The organism is Nostoc sp. MG11, from assembly GCF_014904695.1.
In the GTDB taxonomy this organism is placed as follows: Bacteria; Cyanobacteriota; Cyanobacteriia; order Cyanobacteriales; family Nostocaceae; genus Komarekiella.
This window is the reverse complement of sequence record NZ_JACXXN010000070.1, coordinates 1-17,338: the sequence shown is the minus strand read 5'-3', so window position 1 is coordinate 17,338 and position 17,338 is coordinate 1. Positions and strand designations below refer to the sequence as shown.

Below are 17,338 nucleotides of genomic sequence, written 5' to 3'. Positions count from 1 at the left end.
CGCCATTTAAATGGTTGTTTTGGGTTCATCTCTGTAGCATTTCAGTCTCTTGAAAGAATATAACACTTGCTTAGGCACCTATTTTTGCAACACAGCCTGATGGAGTGGGAGGAGTAGAGCGATTGCCCAACATGGTAGTACCTGTCGGGCGATGCTTATTTGAAGGAAGCGTTACAAACTTGGACTCGGATTAAATCACAGAAGCTGGTGAGAGTATCGGCTTGCCTTGAGGGGAGGAAGCCAGAGGCGACACATGTGAAATCAAGAGTGAATACTTGGTTTGATTGGGCTAGAAACAGAGTATTGTGCCTGGGTGTCTGGAGAGTCGTGTATATACACCTTGGGTGAGGCTGTGAGAAGTGAGGAGATGATGCAGAGATCTCCGCGTGAAAGTACAATTTGCTGTATTTAATTAAGTTTAACGCTCGGTGCAATTTTAGAATATGAGGTTCAAGTCGAACTTGGCAGAACGTTTAATACTACAAAGGTAATTCACCTGACTAAAAGCAATGTCGAGGCTACTAACTAGAAAGTTTTTTAGTATTCTTGGTATTTTTAATGGGCTGAGGGCGATTAAACTTAGAAGCGGGTTTGAAGTTCTCTGTAGGTACATCTTTAAGCGCCTTGTTCATAAAATCGCGCCAAACAGGAGTAGCCATTCCTCCTCCTGTTGCACCATGAGCTAGTTGTTTGCTGTCATCTCTACCTACCCAAATAGTAGTTGTTAGCTGTGGCACTGTACCAATAAACCAAATATCCTTCTCTGAAGAAGTTGTCCCGGTTTTGCCAGCAACAGGGCGGTCTAGAGCAGCTCCTTTACCAGTTCCTTCTTTAACTGCCGATTGCATCACGTCTATAATGCTGGCTGATGCCCAAGGGTCGAGAACTAACTGAGGCTTAGGAGTATTATCCAGTAAAACATTGCCACTACTATCACTAACGTGAGCAATAAGTGTTGGAGGCGATCGCCAGCCATAATTAGCAAAAGTCGCATAAGCGCTAGTCAATTCCAGTGGTGTAACACTAATTGCACCTAGTGGTAAAGAAGTTACAGCTCCCATCGGACTCATGATTCCCAAAGTACGGCAAGTTGCAATGATTTTATTTATTCCTACAGTTTTTCCAATTCGTACCGCAGGAACGTTACGAGACAGTGCTAAGGCAGTACGAATTGGCATTGCACCCCTAAAGGTATTATCGTAGTTGCGTGGAGAGTACGAGCCATTCATAACATCAGGGTAAGTGACTGGAGTATCAAGCACCGTTGTACTTGGTGTAAACTTACCACTAGTAAAGGCAGTATAGTAAACAAACGGCTTAAAAGCAGAGCCAGGTTGGCGCAGAGCTTGAGTTACGCGGTTAAATTCACTAGTTTTTGAGTCTACACCACCCACCAGTGCTTTGACAAATTGGGTACGTGGGTCAATTGCTACCAAAGCCATTTGATTATTCTTTAACCCTTGACCTTCAAGAGTTTTATGCCACTTTTTGATAGTTTCTTCTGCCATGAGTTGCAAGTCGCTGGCTATTGTGGTTTGCACTCGCATTCCACCTTTAAGCGTTGCATCACGCCCAAACTTTTTAATTAGTTCCTGTGCTACGGGATTGATGACATCAGGAAACATACTAGCTTCAAATGATTTAATCTTACCAAGTTTAATTTCTTGCTGGAGGGCATTATTATATTCTTGCTTGGTTATCCATTTCAATTTCAGCATCCGTCCGAGTACTTGCCTTTGTTTTTGTATAGCCAAATTCTTGTTCACAAAAGGGCTAAATTTTTCTGGAGCCTGGATTAAAGCCGCCATCATTGCTGACTCACCCAAAGTCAAATCTTGTGCCGATTTATCAAAGTATGTCTGTGCTGCTGTTTCCACACCATAGTTATTATGACCCCAATAAACTTGATTGAGGTACATTTCTAAAATCTGGTCTTTAGTGAAAATTTGCTCTAAGCGAATTGCTAATAGAGCTTCTGCTACTTTGCGAGTTAAAGCACGTTTACGAGATAAAAAGAGATTTTTCACTAACTGCATAGTGATGGTAGAACCACCCTCTTTGACAGCACCTGCTCTCCAGTTAACTAAAGCAGCACGTCCGATACCTCCTGGATCAATACCAGGATGGTTGTAGAAATAATTATCTTCACTAGCTAAGACTGCTCGTTTTAAATTCGGGGAAATTTGATCTAAGGGTACAATTTTTCTGTTGGCTTCTCCATGTATACTTGCTAAATGCTTGCCTTTGATGTCATATATATAAGTTGTTTCTGCTGCTAAGAAGTTTTGTATTTGTCTAAGCTGTGGCAAATTACGGAAACTAATGGTTAAACCAAGTAATCCTCCAGCCATAACAGAAGTTGCCAACATATTTATTGATAAGAGAGTAACACCAGTGACCAGACCTACTTGTCTCCAAAAGTCGAAACTAGGTGAAGTTTGAATTCCTGCTTGCTCCTGTTCAAAAGTTTCTGACGAAGACACGGCAATTTCATTCCCTCAGTTATAGATACAATGACAATCTATTTAACGAAACACACCAAGAGTGCTGAGTCGCTAAGTTATGAATCAAAAGACTGCTACGCCACTTACTCTACTTTGGAAAATCCCAAGACAGCATTAACTACATAATTCCCGTGGTATTAACCTTCTGGTGACTCCATGATTCCGCTGACACTTTTGCGGGGCTAATACTCAAGTACAGACACTTAAGATGCTGTTTTGCTATAAGTTTTGGTTTCCAGATATAGCTTGAGATTCTATGGAAAAACTGCAATACAAGTATTTTTGAGAATTATTGTAAGCGCAGCAAATACAGCAAATGTCAAATTTTTATATCATCTCCTGACAAAAGAATATAATTATAATTGCTTGTTGTCATAACTACTTATTGTGATAGCTCTCAAAATATAATCGTCTAACGAAAGTTAGAAAAGATGGAGTCAAAGGGGTGAATTGGCACAATGGTTACTTCACCAGCAATTAGGCGTCTGCAAATAAACAACCAGATTCTGAAAAATAGCAACCAAATTCTGTTAGTTAGGAGAAAGGCTCTCTTGTAGGCACTTCAGGGCGAACGCGCGGCATTTCTGAAACCCCTACTGGGCAAGGATCTTGACGAAAAAATAGACTAAATTTAAAAACGCCGAAACCCTTGCTATTAAAGGATTCTTATACTTTAGACGCGTTTGCCTTGGTAGGCACTTATTCCGTCGCGCCTGTGCTAAATGTTGATAAATGGTCACATGAAGCGATTGCTGCAAGAATTGCAATTCGTCCTGTAAGAATGGAAAAACTAAATCGGGCAGGGATTTTAGGCAGTAATCCTGGGTTCAAGTTTCTCAAAGAATGCTGGAATAATGACCCCGCTTTGCAAATTGTGATCAAGAAGCTGCTGGCAAAGTTTGGGCAGTGGGGGATTGCTTGTGTGGATGGGGTGCTGATTAGGTGGAATGAGTAGCGAGTTGGTGGAGTGGAAAAGTGGTTTTTAAATTGTCGTTGTGAGAGATAATAACTCTACGAAGCGCTCTACATATTCATACTCTTGTTTTAGCTAAGGTATGTAAAGAGAGATAATCCTGCAAATTCACAGAGTTTGAGCCAAAACATAATGGTAAACACATCTGTCAACCCATACCTTGATGGCAATTTTGCCCCAGTTCATGAAGAAATGACTGCGGACACTCTGCAAGTAATTGGGGAAATTCCGCCCGAACTGTCAGGGATGTTTGTGAGGAATGGCCCTAATCCCCAATGGTCGCCTATCGGTCAGTATCATTGGTTTGATGGGGATGGGATGCTGCATGGTGTGAGGATTAACAACGGTAAAGCTACCTATCGTAACCGCTATGTGCAGACGCAGAAATGGCTTGCTGAATACAGTACCTCTGCCAATTTACGAGGGTTCAACGTCGGTGGAAACATTATGAATACGACCATTAGCAGTGAGCTTGGCAAAAATCTGGGTTAATAAAATAAGCTCAGGCATTTCAGGAAGCATTTTTAACGCCCAAGGTACTACTGTATGAAAGAATAAAGGACATCGTCCGATAACTACCACCAGCGCCTGTCCAACGGGAGATTCCTAACATCGTTATTCTTCCATTCATTGCTAGTAATTTACCAACCCAAAATTGCCGTGTAGGTCGAGCGGGGGGAGCAGGGGGAGAAAGAGTTCTTTTTCAATAATGCTTTTTCTCCCCCTGCCTCAAGAGCCTCAAGAGCTTCCCCAGCTTGCCGCCATGCAAAGTTTCCTTGGCAGACTACTAGCATTGCCATTACTATCTGGCTCAACCGACGCATCGTTGTAGCATTTATCTGGGGTAACAGGCATTGTAAGAGTGATAGGATATCGAACATGGGCGGATTGTAGCTTCTGAGTTGTCGTTGTGGAAGACAATAACTCTACTACAGACCGCCCTCTCTGTTCATACTCCTTTTTTGGCTACGGTATTGCATCAAGTACTGGTTCAGATGACTTTGGGCCGAGATATACAAACTTTCCCAAATTTCTTGATTGCGACAGATCTTTGCGCCGACTGTGTTCCAGCCTGTTTTCTCTGAGATTAAATATTTGCGGTAATAGTTACCCCACAGGTGTTGGAGAAAATGTTCTGCGAATTCGTCAAGAGGCAGAAACCAATTGTAGTCTTTGTCTAAAAATCAAATCTAATTTCTATATTATGCCTTTTTATACAAAAATTTTATTTATGATTAGCTAATGTCTCTCTTAAGGGGATGATTATACACAACATAATTATTTTAAAGTCAATTTACTTAATAACGCTGCTCTACAAACTATTAAATTTTTACAAGAACTAATATGCACCTCAATGGATATGATTATTCTGAGCTTGTACGTATAATTGACCTGTTTTTAGAAAGTCAATATGGTGAAACATGGCACAGGTTTTGTGAGAATTACATGATACAAAGAAATACAGATGAGAACCTTGAGGAGTTTTCTGGCTCAGAAAATCAGGATATAGATGAAGACCAGCAAGAGAATTAAAATAAAATATTACTTACCTTTTGAAACCTGCTCTCAATTTTTTAACTCTTGATTAAGCCTGAATAGGTAACAAAAAATCAGTTAGTTATAATAGGAAACTTTGAGCGCAGTAATTTTTTATTGATTTATAAAAATTAATTAGTAATCGCCATTATATTGTTAGTTAATTACAGTGCTAAAATTAATTAGCTGAGTAATTTAATGGTAGCTTAAATGAGTTTTTGTATTGAATTTATTACTTTATGCAATGCTTAGAGAAATAAATTGTGCAGAATCCCAAGTGGTGTTTTATCATTTATGCTTTGCAAAAAGCAGTAGTTGTTTTATTATCGTTTTTAGTTTGCTGCCTGCGCTGCTGTGCTTTCCAAGTATGGGGTGTTGTTCCTTGATGTTGACGAAACTGGCGGAAGAAATGAGTTACGTTTTGATAGCCTACCTTTGCAGCAATTGCCTCTATTTTTTCGTCAGTGTTTAACAGCAAGTTACAAGCTGCCCTCATCCGGTACTCAATAATCCAGTTTTGAACAGTTCGTCCCGTTTGACGGCGCACTAAATTTGTAAGGTAAGTTGAGGAATAACCAAGTGCAATAGCCACATCAGCAAGAGTTATTTGCTGCTCATAATTATGCTCAATAAAACTAAAAACCTTACTCAACAAGGAGTCAGGTGGAAACTTAGGCTGAGATTTTGGTGGTGTGCTATCTGCTAGTAATGGTTGTGCAAGCGGCAAAAACTGTGAAGCAGAATAGGTAGTATAATAACGTTGAAGGAAAGCTCTTTTAGTCAAGCAGGCTGAAATAGCATTGAGTAATTCGTTTACTGTGCAGGGTTTAGTAATATAGTCATCTGCTCCCAGTTCCATAGCTCTACGAACTTCAGAACGAGCAATTTTGTTTGTGACAAAAATCAATGGTATCATTGCTGTGGAAGGGTTTTGGCGCAAACTAGACAAGATGCTGTAACCATCAATTTCAGTCAGCGAAATTTCGCTAATTATCAAATCGGGTAGTTCTGCTTGTGCTTGCTGGATACTAATGAGTCCATTATCTGCCTTTAGCACACAGTAGCCTGCTGTTTCAAGGCATTCTACAAAAAAATTTTTGGTTTCTAGTTCCGAGTCAATCACCAAAATTTTTTTCATTCTAAAAAATTATCTCCTCGTGGTCAAAGCTAACAGTTGTAAACAATTGGTGTATAAGAATCCGATTTGCTTTTTGAAAAAATCTAAGTATTTGTAGAGTGTGCATTACCTATCAAAACCCTGATACGGTGTACCATTTTACGTGTATTTCAAAACTCAAGTCTCAATTTTATATTAACTGTGTTCAAAGTTTGTCAATACTAACAATTGGATTCCAAGTTATATTATTTGTTAAAATACCCTCATAGGTTGAAACTTCCTAAGAATTACTTGTTACAAAGTCTTAGTATAAAATAATAGTAAATAGATTTTATACAAATTTTTACTAAGCTGATTGCATTTACTAATTCTTAATAAAATAACCAGCATTTCTTTATGTAAAATTTAAATTTGTTAGGTCAAATTCAATTATTAATCAGGGTCATTTAGTACTAAAAAAGTTTAAATAAGAGAATAACTAGAATTTAAAAAACTCAAATGTTACAAATCTTTGATTTCCAAGTATTTCCCGATTGTTTGTTAACTCCTCAAACTCAGTGTAATACTAAAAAGTTGCTATGTTAAACCGAATAAGACATAGGTAAAAGTTTGACATTAATATTGATTAACTAAAAAATGCTTTTACTACTTTAGAAAGATCCAAGGGAAAAGCAAACCCGTAGCTTGCTTCCCCATAGGAGTACAAAGTTAGTGCAGTTGCTTGGCTATCTCTTAACCGCAAGAGCGCACTGCTGACGCTACGTACAATCGTTGGGGTAGCTTCTCGTAGAGAAGAGAGTTGGGCTAACATCGGATCAAAGATATAAAAGCTTTTTTGAGTACTTTAAAGTAAAATCACTTGTATCATACACTTATTTGCTTGATAGTACAATAGTTATACCAGCGCTCTTAAGGTCAAGAAAGCTACCTCAACAAATAACTTAAAACTTGTGTGACATAAAACCCTGCACCATTATTGCTAACCTTTACCAGCCTGCGATTAACCAGCGTTTGAATCACTCCCAGGCTAAAGCTGATGTTGCACAGTCGAGCGCTGCCGCCACAACGTTGAAGATATTGTAGGCATTGAGAAGAGTGATCAGCAGGGGCAATAGTGGGTTTTCTTGACATAGGTTATTCTCCTTGTGGTTTATGATTTGTGTGATGGCTCTTGAGCCTTGACAAAGCAATCATGTTGATGGCAGAACAATATCCGCGCAAGTTGCAAGCTGTTTGTACTCATCCCAATTCCTGGGATTATGAGGTGATGACATTGATTCTTTAAGCTCCCAATTCTGAGAACTAATATCGAATAGCTCAATAGCTGCATCAAAACCGCATTGCAGGAATCTTGTGTATGATTCTTCAGACCAGAGAATAGACTCGACAATTGCTGTTAGTAACTTAAGATTGGTAATACTAGCTGCATCTTCATCATCTAGCCATTCGATTGTGGCTAGTAATCGTTGTTTTGCACTCTCGCTAGTAGATTCTGGTAATGCAGTAATGGGCATAGAACCTGTGAGTTGTTTCATTTGTCTTTACCTTAAAGTTATTTAGTTCTGCGGTCAGGCTACGTGAACAGGCATGGAGTATTCTGAATTTCGTCTTTAGTAGGACTTCTTATTGATCGCCGTAGGCATCGCTTCACTATACTTCATCGCAACTTTTTTACCTTGATTTCTGCTACTGCTAATCCTTTAGAATTGTTGTTCTCTATCAATCCTTTGGAATTATCAAATGCAAAAGTATAGTGTGTTATTTTAAGAACTTGATAGTCAGGAATGTCACAACGACAAATACTCAGATAAATAGATTCTCCAACGCAAGGAACTCTCACAACATGAGTAGGAAACTTTTCAATTACACTGCCGGATTCGTTGACAACTTGAATTGAAACTCTGTACATATTTATACCTCTTTGTTCGGTTGTTAGGAAAAATCTTACTTTTGAGCAGAACCATCACACCCCTACCTGAGCAAACGCAGTAGCAGTCTAAGCCTGCATTCATGACACTACCAGTACATCGGTAACAGCAAGAGGGATAGCTGATGTCGTAACAACAGGTGTCAAAGTATTAAATAATACTTTAACAACTAGTATTTATTGTATTTGGCACGACAGATTTTAAGCTGCTGTTTGCTGTATGTTGACAGTCATTCATTTAGATATATGTCAGCCTCGTCTCACCCTTGAGGCGAGGTCTTTACTTTGGAGTAAAAAAGTTGCCTCACGAATATGAATATGCGATCGCCCCTTTGGAGACGACCGCAATCAACATTAGTTCATGTTGCTTATTTAGTAGTAGGAAACGATTGAGTGTTCGCCGCCAGAACTGGACTAAAATTCCGTCTTGCTGTAGTAGCCTAGGACTGCATACGCTTAACTGCCTAAGCATCAGTGATTGCAAGCGGTGTGATGGTTTGATAGCAGCTTTTCAAATCCCCAAGCGTGACCTGCTGCGGTCGCTTTTTATCGAACGCCAGTAGTGCGGCTTGGGCAGCGAGGGTTTCGAGTTCAGCGCCGGAGAATTTTGCGGTGGAGGCTGCAACAGCAAGAATGATTATTTGAAAATGCTCTCTCAGACAACAACCCAATAAGTACCTTGATTGCGAATCATGCAGGATTTCCCTTTGATAGTTGCGGTTCTAACCTGGGGATTATTTTTGAGGTGTTGAATGTTCCTGATAGTTCGATAAACTATCTTTTGAGAGCCATTGTTTTGCAACTTGATGGGTCGTTTAATAGTGGGCGGTTTATGTATTGACATAACTCAAAACAATTGAAGTTGTTCGGAGCAATATTTAGTGGCACTAGTTTTACAAGTCATCCCTACAACTTCCGAACAGCGAATTATTAATTTATCCCGATTGAGCACCAAGTTTGATTTCTGTTTTTGCCCTGGGATTGGTAAATGACCAAACACATACTTTGGATGAGTATTGCTACCTGAAGAGTGCAAATATTGATAGAAAGCTCCATCAATTTGGTACACTTTTGTTGGATTAAGTAATTTAGGATCGTAAACAGAATTGAGTTCCATTTTCGTTAGCCTCAACTAAACAAACAAATACTTTCATCTAGATGTAAAGCGTAGCGATCGCTATTGATTGAACTAGCTGTAGACTTTGAGTGACACGGCTTTTCGTTTCAAGTTGCCGTTACCATCGTCACCGTTAGTTGTGATTGTCGGTTGAGGACATTCAGATTTTTTACACTGGTTTCCCAATGATTAATCTGTGCTTTCTGGCGATGTTCTACGAGGACAATGATATTTTTGTACTTTGGGTCTTTACCACTAATTAAATAAGCGTCCCCCAGTGCGTAAAAACCAGTTGAAACATAATGCCGCTTGTTGAGGGACATCAACGTATTCCAAGCTTGTTGATGCTGTTGTATTTTGCTCATTTAAACTGTCCTCATCTAAATAATTCATCGCTTTGAAGCGTAGCAATGCAATGTGTGTTGAAGAACTCAGAAGTCAGAATTCAGAAATCAGAATCCTTACGTTTGGAGTAGCATCTGCCATCGATTGTATTTTTACTCCTGGCTTCTGACTCCTGAGTTCTGAGTTCTGCTTCGATAATTACTTTCACCTTTGGTTACAGTTTGGATTGCGGAAACTTTTTGTAAACGAAGTTTCCGCATTTTTCTAGTAAGTACAATGTCTGAGTCTTAAGCGCTAACCTTTTTCTTGGGTTGAGATAATCTGGATGTACCGTTCGATGAGCGAGGTGTTTGAGAAAGAGGTGCGCTCACTGTGCCAAAGGGAGTGCGAATTTCTAAATCTGCATTTAACTCTTTTTGAAGAGCCTTTAATCGTGTCAAGTGCGAGTCGATTTCAGCCAGTATTTGCGCTGATTTCTCTTGTTCTTTTAATAAACGAACCTGTGCTTCTGGCAGTTGTACTATTTGTCCAGAAGTCTCATTGATCAATACTGAGTAGTACCAACCTTCGCTCTGCTTTTGAGTCGAGTAGTTAATACCAATAATTCTCCCTTGTTGGGTGCGTTGTCCTATAGCAAAAAGAGGTTGCTTCCATGTACGTGGCATCGTAGCTGTAGATTGCATGATTATTTCCCCTCGCTTTGATTAATTGTGAGTAATTGGAATAACAGCACAAGTTAGCTGTAGATAAGACTTGAGCAACTAATGAAATGCGATAGCGCAAGCGCTGACTTGTCAGTTCACTCAAGCCCTATTTACAACTAACGGTACTTAGACAAAAATCAAGTCCAAATAAAGGTTTGTGTTGTGATGAATCGTTGTATTGTTTAGCACTAATTAAAATGTTGCACTGCTATTTCTTCTATCCAGAGGGACATCTTTTAGGCTGTTAGTTGATTTATAGTAACAGCGTTAGTAGGAAAATCTACGACAAGCCTCATCTCCGAAGCCAGGTGAGGCTTTATTTCTGCTTAGAACTTTAATTTGGAATTTGGGATGAATAGTTTAATTTGTGAAATGCTGTTGCATACATGATGCGTATGAGTATCTCAAAAGATATTCATCTGATACTATTCAGTAATTAAAAGGTAGATGACATCAAAAAGCCAGAGAAATATCTGGCTCTTTATTTTTGCGTTGTCTTCCAACCTACTCTAACCATTCCCTCTGCTTTGCCGGAGGGCTTTTTGTTGCTGTTTATTTAATTATTAAAACACCATAGAAGCCGCCGCTTTAGTCACAGCTAGAGCCTGTTTACTTATTTCTCGCCAGTTCGATTCTTCGCCGTAGGATGTCATAATTAACTCAGACCCAACCCACACCCTACAGAACAGTACAGCTTCATCTGTCCCTGGCTGTGGTTGTAGTGTCACGGGAGAATAAAGTTGTTCTGGTGTAAGACTGGCAATAGCAGCTAATAACCCTTTGGCAAACTGAGTATCGTGCCCGGATTCTAGGATGTATGTTCGCTCAGCCTGAATTGTAGCTAGCAGCTTGTGGACTTCCTTGCCCCGCCGCTCGCACTTCTCAAATCGCAATTCTCGCAGATATCCCGTCAAGGCAGTAGCATCAACAGCCTGCGGTTCTGAATTCGATAGTGTGTACTAAAGAAAACCGTTGTGACGATTGCAATAAATCTTGCAATTGCCAGCATCATTGTGGAGTCCCAGTTTCGGCTTATTGATTGAAGCGACTAACTGCTTGAGCAATTCTTCTTGGCGCATCAAAGCAGCAAGTAATTCCGATGTTTCTTGAGGGTTCATTTATTTGATACCAATGCATTTTCACATTCGCCTTGGCGCAGCCTTATTAGAGTTATTGTTTTTAGATATAGGCGATATTTTGTATTATTTATTGCTTTTTAAAAAGTTGTACTGTTATTCCTTCTATCAGAGGGAGCATTTCTTAAAATGTTAATTGCTATATAGTTACAGCGTATTACTGATTTTGCACACAGCCTCGTTCCGCTCTGGAGATGAGGCTTTTACTGCTGTCTAGAATTAACTACTCCAAGAATTAATACTTTTGCCTCAAGAAATACTTGAGACAGTTGTTCAGTTTGCTTACTAACTATTAAAGGTATAAAATAAAACTTTAAGACAATTTATGCTGCCATTTTCTCTACTTAAATAAGTAGCTACTAAGCGCTTAAATACTTTATATTGACTATCTGCTCATGATTAGTTATTTGCCTCATCTCACTTTAATGATGGGGTTTTCATTTTTGAAGCGAAATAAATCGCTTTGTAAATCATCTCATTTGATTTCGGGTGAATAGTTGAATTCATGAAATGCCGTTGCATACATGATGCAAATGAGTATCATTGGAGATACTCGTTTGATATTATTCAAGAAGCTAAACAGTCAAGGTACTTATTGGTTTGGGCATTCGGTGATCGCAATTAGATTAGAATCTATGCGATCACCTTTGCATTTTATTTCATTCTCAATACTCCAAGGGCAGCATCAACACCTTTTGTGCCAGATACAGCGTGATTTCTGGCAGTGGAAAATTCGTGTACGCTATTTCCTGCCGCAGTACTTCCTTGTCCGTATCTTCCTCGCAAATCAGCACCCCTGATTCATTCTTCACTACCAACCGCCACACCTGAAAATCTCGCAGTCGAGGATTAGACCCAAGCCGATGCTGATAGGAGCCAATCGCATCCAGCAGCCAATAACATTGGGTTATTTGGGCTAAATATTTCACTCCCTCTGTGTAGCGGAGCATACCTAGTGAGTGTCTGTAAACGACTTCCGAGCCTGTGAATTGCTCTAAGTCTGCAATCAATTCCTCAGCGGTTTTTGCAGTAGTATTTGTCATCGTTGGAATTTCTCTTTGTAACTTTCATTGTCACATTGGCGTAGCATTAGATAGCTACTGTAGTTGACTACTCGCACTTCAGAAAATCATCAACCATTTCTTGTGCTGATTCGTCCGTCATTTCTTCATTTGTCGAGGCAGTGACAAATCCATACCTCGTAGCTAGAAACTCTAAATCAATATCCGAGTCAAGAATGCGTCCCAGTTCAGAGACAATAAATTTTCTTGTTCCTTGGTCGTAGCTAAGTTTCATAATTTCACTTGTTTGGTTGAATAAAAAGCTCCGCTGCAGTACATCAGTTTGTAACCACTCAGTTCTATGACCTCTGCATTGGAGTCGTTTGCAGCAAGAGAATTTTGTCTTTTAATTTTTCAAACCCCGTTTCTTGAACAGTTGTAATTGTTGTAGCTTGTGTCATATTTGGTTGTCCACGATTTAGCTTAAAGGCGATTGGTTGCTCCTGTTAACAATCGCCTTCTTTATCAGAACTACGCCGCTACCAACTCTCGATAAACTGTTGGCACTTCACTCTTCACCAAAGCCGTCACCCTGGATAATGCCTCAATTGCCTTCCTCACGCTCCAGTACTGGATGCCATCACCACACCGCCAGTAGTAAGCCTTGGGGTCGTTGTTCCACGGGCATTCTAGGTTCCTGACTTTGAACAGGATTCCCAAGAATTCCCCATCAATATATACGTTGTGAGCCGTTTGAGTATCAGTCTTACCTACATAAGTCAACCGATAGTCGTCCACCACCTGACACAGGTCTTCTGAACGAGTCCCGCGATAAGCACAGTTAGCACAACCGTGACCATCGCAGTCTGGGCAGATGGCAGAAGGCAGACAAATGTAAACGGGTGGTGTAAAGTCCCATTCCACAGGCGGTTGTATGCTGGGTTGTTCTGCTCTTATGATTTCTTGGGTTTGAACCTCTAACTCTGTTTCTTGTGGTTCCGGCACATAAGCCTTTACTTCTTTTACAACTACAGGCTTTTCGGGTTCTGGTAGCGTGTTTTCTTTGTAATGCCATACGATGTAGCTGTGGCATCTCTTTTGAGTATTGTCTCGGAATACTTCTACACCGTTAATCATTACTAGCCAGGGCTGGGTTAAGTCGTCATCATGACCAATGCTTGCAATCAGCTTTCCAGCGGCGTAAACTTCTTGATCGTAGAAGCTAATTTCTACTGTTTCGAGTTCTGCTAATGCTATAGTTGCTTTGTTCATAAACCTACGTGGGTTTTGAATGTGAATTAGAGGCGATCGCAAGTTTTCCATGCAGGCGATCGTCTCTGTTTTTATTGGTCAGTTCATTGTGCTTTCAGCACAACATTCTCAAACTAGATTTGGCGAAGCCTCATATTTAATGCTCCTAGCCAGTGACCGGAGCTTCCCGCAGCAGCATATCTTAGCAATCAGGCGACAGCCAGCGCTGATTGGCGTTAAAAGCGACTGTCGTACCGCTGCGGGAACTTTTTATTTGGAACCACTCGACCCCTTATCTCGCGTTAGCAGCTTTGACTATCCACTGCTTCCGCTACCTAGGGGGTCTTGCTTCTGTTCACTTTTTTCAAGGTTCAGATTACTGAAGCGCCTCTATATTTAGCTGGGAGGCTGGCGCTTGTTTCCTCTCATACACAATAATGTATCTTATCATGTACTACTTGTTAAGTAGTGTTTAATATGTAATGATAGGAGCATGAGAAATATATCCCAGCGAAAGATACTTAAGGAGTAGTGCATGTGGAATTAACGTTGATGCGGGTTACGTTTAGCAAAGAAATTCCAGGATTGGGAGAAAAGATAAAAGCCCTAAGAAAGGATTCACCTAAATCCTTGACGGAATTAGCAGCACAGGCTGGGATTAGCACTCCCCATTGGCACAGAATTGAAAACGAAAAAATTCAAGAATTACCCATTGAGACATTGCGGAGCATAGAAAAAGCGCTGGGGGCAGAATTAGGGATTGAAACGTGAGGTGATTTTAAGGGGTGAATAACTGAAAGCGATCGCCTCCGACCAAGAAGAACGATCGCCTCAACTACACCGTCACAAGAGGTATAGCTATGTTTAACCTACCAGTTTTTTTACTACTCCTCAAAGACAATCCGCACCTATTCACTACATAAGCACTATCTTCGCTACTACAAGCCTGCATCTACCTGAAATACCATGCATGAATGTTACAAGTTTATTTGCCCTTCACTCTGACAGGAGTAGATTCCCTTGGTTAGTCGAGACTGCTGATTGAAACCAACATTTAAAGAACTTGGAACAGCAAATATGTCACAAATTGAAATTGCTCAAGTTATCGAACAGATTAAAGAAGAAATCGAGGTAGATGCTTCAGGTAAAGGCAAAGCCAGCATGAAAGCTACAGCCAGACTAGCTGGAGTCAGTGACAAAGCTATTGGCAAAGCATTAGAAAGCGCGAACCTGGAGCCATCTAAACTAGCTCAAACACTTATGCAGCAAGGCTTTGATGCCGCGAACTTAAATCAATGGCGCACTGATGGTATTCCAGACATTGCAATTGGCATCATCCTTCATTACTATGGCTACGAAGCTGGTCGGTACTGCACCCAACAAGCCAAGCTAGTCTGTCAGGCATTTGGAACTATTGGTGTTCGGGCGTGGATGCAAGATGCTTTAGGCTGGACAAAGCCAACACAACAGAACCAAACCCAACAACCAGAACAACCTCCCACACCTGCCCTTCCCCCAGTCGAACAGCGATTAAAAACACTGGTTGAGGCCATGAAGACTTTAACCGAGATCACAGGGCAAAAACTTAACCCCTACATCGAGCAGCATTGCAAAGACTTTGTTGCTAATTTGTTAGCTCAATACAACAGACAGTCCCTAACAGGCACAAAAGAAAAGTGGCTCGGCGTGGTCAACTTCGCGGAGAGTGAGCTAGGTAAGAAAGTCCCTATCAAAGGCTCCCACTATCGCGGACACCTGGGGACGTGGGTGAGAACATTCTACCCTCAGTTGGGCAACCGCCAAGAGACGCGACTGGTTAACGGCGTTCAACAGTCAGTTTACGTCTACGCTTGCCATGACCCAGTTGTCGCGGCTGGACTAACCAAAGCTGTAGAAGAGTTCTTTGCACATCCAAGCCCTGGTGCAGTACTTAGGCAGGCGGGTGCTTTCGCCAAAAAGTCTTTAGTTACTGCTTGATAGCCATTAGTTACCCAAAATTTGAACCCTGCCAGAGATTCTATGATCATCCCCTTCGATTTACAAGGACGAGCCAAAGCTACTGATGGTAAAGAGTACATCGTTAGCACTGCTTACGTGGACATCATCGAAATTCTAACTTCTAAGGAATCAGCACACGCCGACCACCAAATGCGAGGGACTTTGGACATGATTGCTGAGGGAGGTGGGTTTTGTGGCGAAGGTGTTGATGAGTTTCTCAGTGATGTTTTGGACGAGCTTCAAGATTGGGGACTAGTGGAAGAAATTGACGATGGTAATCAGATTTACTGGGTGCTAACTCCAAAGGGTATTCTGCTTAAAGCCGAACTGTGAACAATGCTAATTAAAAGCGATCGCCTCCTACAAAGCAAAGCGATCGCAAGACTACAAGTGTAATGTGTAAAAGCAATACTTAACTTACCAGTTTTTTATTACTCAATTCAACGTGCATTCACTACAAATGGTATGGATATGACAGATATAGATGTAATTCACGAGTCTTACAAACAAATAGTCTGGGCCAAGGAATGCCGCGAAATCACCCATAGCAATCGCACCTTGCTAGCAAGGGCCAAGGAATGCCGCGAAATCACCCATAGCAATCGCACCTTGCTAGCAAACTCATCTGAATAAAGGCGAAGTAGTTTGGAGTTGGGAAGAGAACAATCATGACTAAATTCCAAGATCCAAGAGCAAGAGCGATCGCTGCTCAGATAGAAACCATCAATGCAACCGGGTACGAGTCAGCTTACGACCCAGTTCTTCAAAATCACGTGGTTCACGGCGGCCTCTCCTTAGTCGAAGGTGTACTGCGTTTCGACATGTTTATGGGAAAAGTGCAGCAAGCCACCAAAAATAGAGAAGCAGTTTGGGCATCTCAGCTAAACCAAAACATTAGCGGAATTGAATGATACACGGTTGAGTACGGTGGCATCACGGCGGAGCTTCCCCGGCTGCATGAGGATTTAAAGTGTGTACCTGGGGATAAACAGATTCTAGTGCAGTCTAAGCCTGTGGCCCTTGACTTCCTTGCACATTGGAATCAAGTTTTCCAGGTGTGGTGTTACGACCGCAAGAGTGACGAGCGCTGGAACCGGAGCAGGTGGGGTGACTTTTACACCCAATACTTGCAACGAGAGTGGTTGGAAATTTGGGTTGAAGATCATATCTCTACGCTACTCCTACAAGATGGAACTGTTGTAGATAACCCTACATTCGCAATTAACGCTTGCTGCTACTGGGGAGATCCAATGGACGTCCATCGCACAGATGCATACCCTCAATCTGGCTCAAGCTGGTTCCAGTGGAATAACTTTACGCCGTGGAGGTAAGAGCGATCGCTACGGTCAGAAAGCGATCGCCAAATTGAAGATGACACGATACAAGCAAAAGACTAAAAGACTTTCCATTATAAAGTCAAGTGAATAGTACTTATTTAACTTAATCATTACCAAGCGATAACAAATCATGAAAGCCATCATTACAGTAGTTGAAAAAGTTACATCTGAAGCCCACATTGATATCCCTGATAGGTTATCAGAAGATGCCATTAGACAGCACATTGTTGACCAATATAACAGTGGTGAAATGCTGTTTGACATGAATATTTACCAAGTAGATTTTGAATCTATCAGCGTCAAGATTGTTAACAGTCAGAGCCACGTTGAATTTAGTCAGGAGACAGTATGACTATTACACAACTGTTGACACTAGAACAAAACAGTATTGC

Annotated in this window: 23 protein-coding genes and 3 pseudogenes; 9 read left to right on the top strand and 17 right to left on the bottom strand. The window is 40.9% G+C overall.

Going from position 1 to position 17,338, the window contains the following annotated elements:
• Nucleotides 1-521: 521 nt before the first annotated feature.
• Nucleotides 522-2,483: a transglycosylase domain-containing protein gene (locus HCR01_RS34445; RefSeq protein WP_193200421.1), complete on the bottom strand. Its 1,962-nt coding sequence runs from the start codon at nucleotides 2,481-2,483 to the stop codon at nucleotides 522-524.
• A gap of 670 nt (nucleotides 2,484-3,153) precedes the next feature.
• On the opposite strand from HCR01_RS34445, the gene HCR01_RS34440 reads away from it, so the two are divergent.
• Both HCR01_RS34440 and HCR01_RS34435 read left to right on the top strand, forming a co-directional pair.
• Nucleotides 3,154-3,459: a hypothetical protein gene (locus HCR01_RS34440; RefSeq protein ID WP_226889943.1), complete on the top strand. Its 306-nt coding sequence runs from the start codon at nucleotides 3,154-3,156 to the stop codon at nucleotides 3,457-3,459.
• Nucleotides 3,460-3,609: 150 nt separating this feature from the next.
• Nucleotides 3,610-3,879, top strand: a pseudogene (locus tag HCR01_RS34435) (carotenoid oxygenase family protein); the annotation flags it as partial.
• Between the two features lie 239 nt (nucleotides 3,880-4,118).
• On the opposite strand, the gene HCR01_RS34430 reads toward HCR01_RS34435, so the two are convergent.
• From HCR01_RS34430 to HCR01_RS34365, 16 genes and pseudogenes are all read right to left on the bottom strand, one after another.
• On the bottom strand, nucleotides 4,119-4,358 hold the full coding sequence (locus HCR01_RS34430) for a hypothetical protein (RefSeq protein WP_193200423.1): 240 nt from the start codon (nucleotides 4,356-4,358) through the stop codon (nucleotides 4,119-4,121).
• 48 nt (nucleotides 4,359-4,406) lie between these two features.
• Nucleotides 4,407-4,661, bottom strand: a pseudogene (locus HCR01_RS39515) (abortive phage infection protein); the annotation flags it as partial.
• Nucleotides 4,662-5,305: 644 nt separating this feature from the next.
• A complete protein-coding gene (locus HCR01_RS34425) occupies nucleotides 5,306-6,151 on the bottom strand; it encodes a DNA-binding response regulator (RefSeq protein ID WP_193200420.1) in 846 nt (281 codons plus the stop codon).
• A 903-nt stretch (nucleotides 6,152-7,054) separates the two neighbouring features.
• The gene (locus HCR01_RS34420; RefSeq protein WP_193200419.1) at nucleotides 7,055-7,261 is read right to left on the bottom strand and encodes a hypothetical protein; all 207 of its coding nucleotides are present in this window, start codon (nucleotides 7,259-7,261) and stop codon (nucleotides 7,055-7,057) included.
• Between the two features lie 59 nt (nucleotides 7,262-7,320).
• On the bottom strand, nucleotides 7,321-7,665 hold the full coding sequence (locus HCR01_RS34415; RefSeq protein WP_193200418.1) for a hypothetical protein: 345 nt from the start codon (nucleotides 7,663-7,665) through the stop codon (nucleotides 7,321-7,323).
• Nucleotides 7,666-7,787: 122 nt separating this feature from the next.
• Nucleotides 7,788-8,039 carry a hypothetical protein gene (locus tag HCR01_RS34410; RefSeq protein WP_193200417.1) on the bottom strand — a complete coding sequence of 84 codons (252 nt, stop codon included), beginning with the start codon at nucleotides 8,037-8,039 and terminating at the stop codon, nucleotides 7,788-7,790.
• A 386-nt stretch (nucleotides 8,040-8,425) separates the two neighbouring features.
• Nucleotides 8,426-8,686: pseudogene (locus HCR01_RS41005) on the bottom strand (ATPase); the annotation flags it as partial.
• A gap of 26 nt (nucleotides 8,687-8,712) precedes the next feature.
• Nucleotides 8,713-8,901 (bottom strand): hypothetical protein, encoded by a 189-nt coding sequence (locus HCR01_RS34400; protein ID WP_193200416.1) that lies wholly within the window; start codon nucleotides 8,899-8,901, stop codon nucleotides 8,713-8,715.
• Between the two features lie 3 nt (nucleotides 8,902-8,904).
• Complete coding sequence (locus tag HCR01_RS34395; protein ID WP_193200415.1) at nucleotides 8,905-9,174, bottom strand: hypothetical protein; 270 nt, start codon at nucleotides 9,172-9,174, stop codon at nucleotides 8,905-8,907.
• 107 nt (nucleotides 9,175-9,281) lie between these two features.
• Nucleotides 9,282-9,539, bottom strand: a complete 258-nt coding sequence (locus HCR01_RS34390) for a hypothetical protein (protein ID WP_193200414.1) — start codon at nucleotides 9,537-9,539, stop codon at nucleotides 9,282-9,284.
• A gap of 267 nt (nucleotides 9,540-9,806) precedes the next feature.
• On the bottom strand, nucleotides 9,807-10,202 hold the full coding sequence (locus HCR01_RS34385; protein ID WP_193200413.1) for a hypothetical protein: 396 nt from the start codon (nucleotides 10,200-10,202) through the stop codon (nucleotides 9,807-9,809).
• A 584-nt stretch (nucleotides 10,203-10,786) separates the two neighbouring features.
• Nucleotides 10,787-11,137: a hypothetical protein gene (locus tag HCR01_RS39510; RefSeq protein ID WP_226889941.1), complete on the bottom strand. Its 351-nt coding sequence runs from the start codon at nucleotides 11,135-11,137 to the stop codon at nucleotides 10,787-10,789.
• A gap of 45 nt (nucleotides 11,138-11,182) precedes the next feature.
• On the bottom strand, nucleotides 11,183-11,341 hold the full coding sequence (locus tag HCR01_RS39505; protein ID WP_226889939.1) for a hypothetical protein: 159 nt from the start codon (nucleotides 11,339-11,341) through the stop codon (nucleotides 11,183-11,185).
• A 683-nt stretch (nucleotides 11,342-12,024) separates the two neighbouring features.
• A complete protein-coding gene (locus HCR01_RS34375; RefSeq protein WP_193200412.1) occupies nucleotides 12,025-12,402 on the bottom strand; it encodes a DUF6876 family protein in 378 nt (125 codons plus the stop codon).
• A 67-nt stretch (nucleotides 12,403-12,469) separates the two neighbouring features.
• Nucleotides 12,470-12,655 (bottom strand): hypothetical protein, encoded by a 186-nt coding sequence (locus HCR01_RS34370; RefSeq protein ID WP_193200411.1) that lies wholly within the window; start codon nucleotides 12,653-12,655, stop codon nucleotides 12,470-12,472.
• 236 nt (nucleotides 12,656-12,891) lie between these two features.
• Complete coding sequence (locus tag HCR01_RS34365) at nucleotides 12,892-13,632, bottom strand: hypothetical protein (RefSeq protein WP_193200410.1); 741 nt, start codon at nucleotides 13,630-13,632, stop codon at nucleotides 12,892-12,894.
• Between the two features lie 516 nt (nucleotides 13,633-14,148).
• On the opposite strand from HCR01_RS34365, the gene HCR01_RS34360 reads away from it, so the two are divergent.
• From HCR01_RS34360 to HCR01_RS34330, 7 genes are all read left to right on the top strand, one after another.
• The gene (locus tag HCR01_RS34360; protein ID WP_193200409.1) at nucleotides 14,149-14,382 is read left to right on the top strand and encodes a helix-turn-helix domain-containing protein; all 234 of its coding nucleotides are present in this window, start codon (nucleotides 14,149-14,151) and stop codon (nucleotides 14,380-14,382) included.
• Between the two features lie 306 nt (nucleotides 14,383-14,688).
• The gene (locus HCR01_RS34355) at nucleotides 14,689-15,588 is read left to right on the top strand and encodes a hypothetical protein (protein WP_193200408.1); all 900 of its coding nucleotides are present in this window, start codon (nucleotides 14,689-14,691) and stop codon (nucleotides 15,586-15,588) included.
• Between the two features lie 42 nt (nucleotides 15,589-15,630).
• A complete protein-coding gene (locus HCR01_RS34350) occupies nucleotides 15,631-15,942 on the top strand; it encodes a hypothetical protein (protein ID WP_193200407.1) in 312 nt (103 codons plus the stop codon).
• Nucleotides 15,943-16,074: 132 nt separating this feature from the next.
• Nucleotides 16,075-16,242 (top strand): hypothetical protein, encoded by a 168-nt coding sequence (locus tag HCR01_RS34345; RefSeq protein ID WP_193200406.1) that lies wholly within the window; start codon nucleotides 16,075-16,077, stop codon nucleotides 16,240-16,242.
• A 35-nt stretch (nucleotides 16,243-16,277) separates the two neighbouring features.
• Nucleotides 16,278-16,520, top strand: coding sequence for a hypothetical protein (locus tag HCR01_RS39500; RefSeq protein WP_226889938.1), 243 nt, complete (start codon nucleotides 16,278-16,280; stop codon nucleotides 16,518-16,520).
• Between the two features lie 87 nt (nucleotides 16,521-16,607).
• Entirely contained in the window at nucleotides 16,608-16,940 is a 333-nt protein-coding gene (locus HCR01_RS39495) for a hypothetical protein (RefSeq protein ID WP_226889936.1), read from the top strand.
• A 136-nt stretch (nucleotides 16,941-17,076) separates the two neighbouring features.
• Nucleotides 17,077-17,298, top strand: coding sequence for a hypothetical protein (locus HCR01_RS34330; protein ID WP_193200405.1), 222 nt, complete (start codon nucleotides 17,077-17,079; stop codon nucleotides 17,296-17,298).
• Nucleotides 17,299-17,338 lie beyond the last annotated feature (40 nt).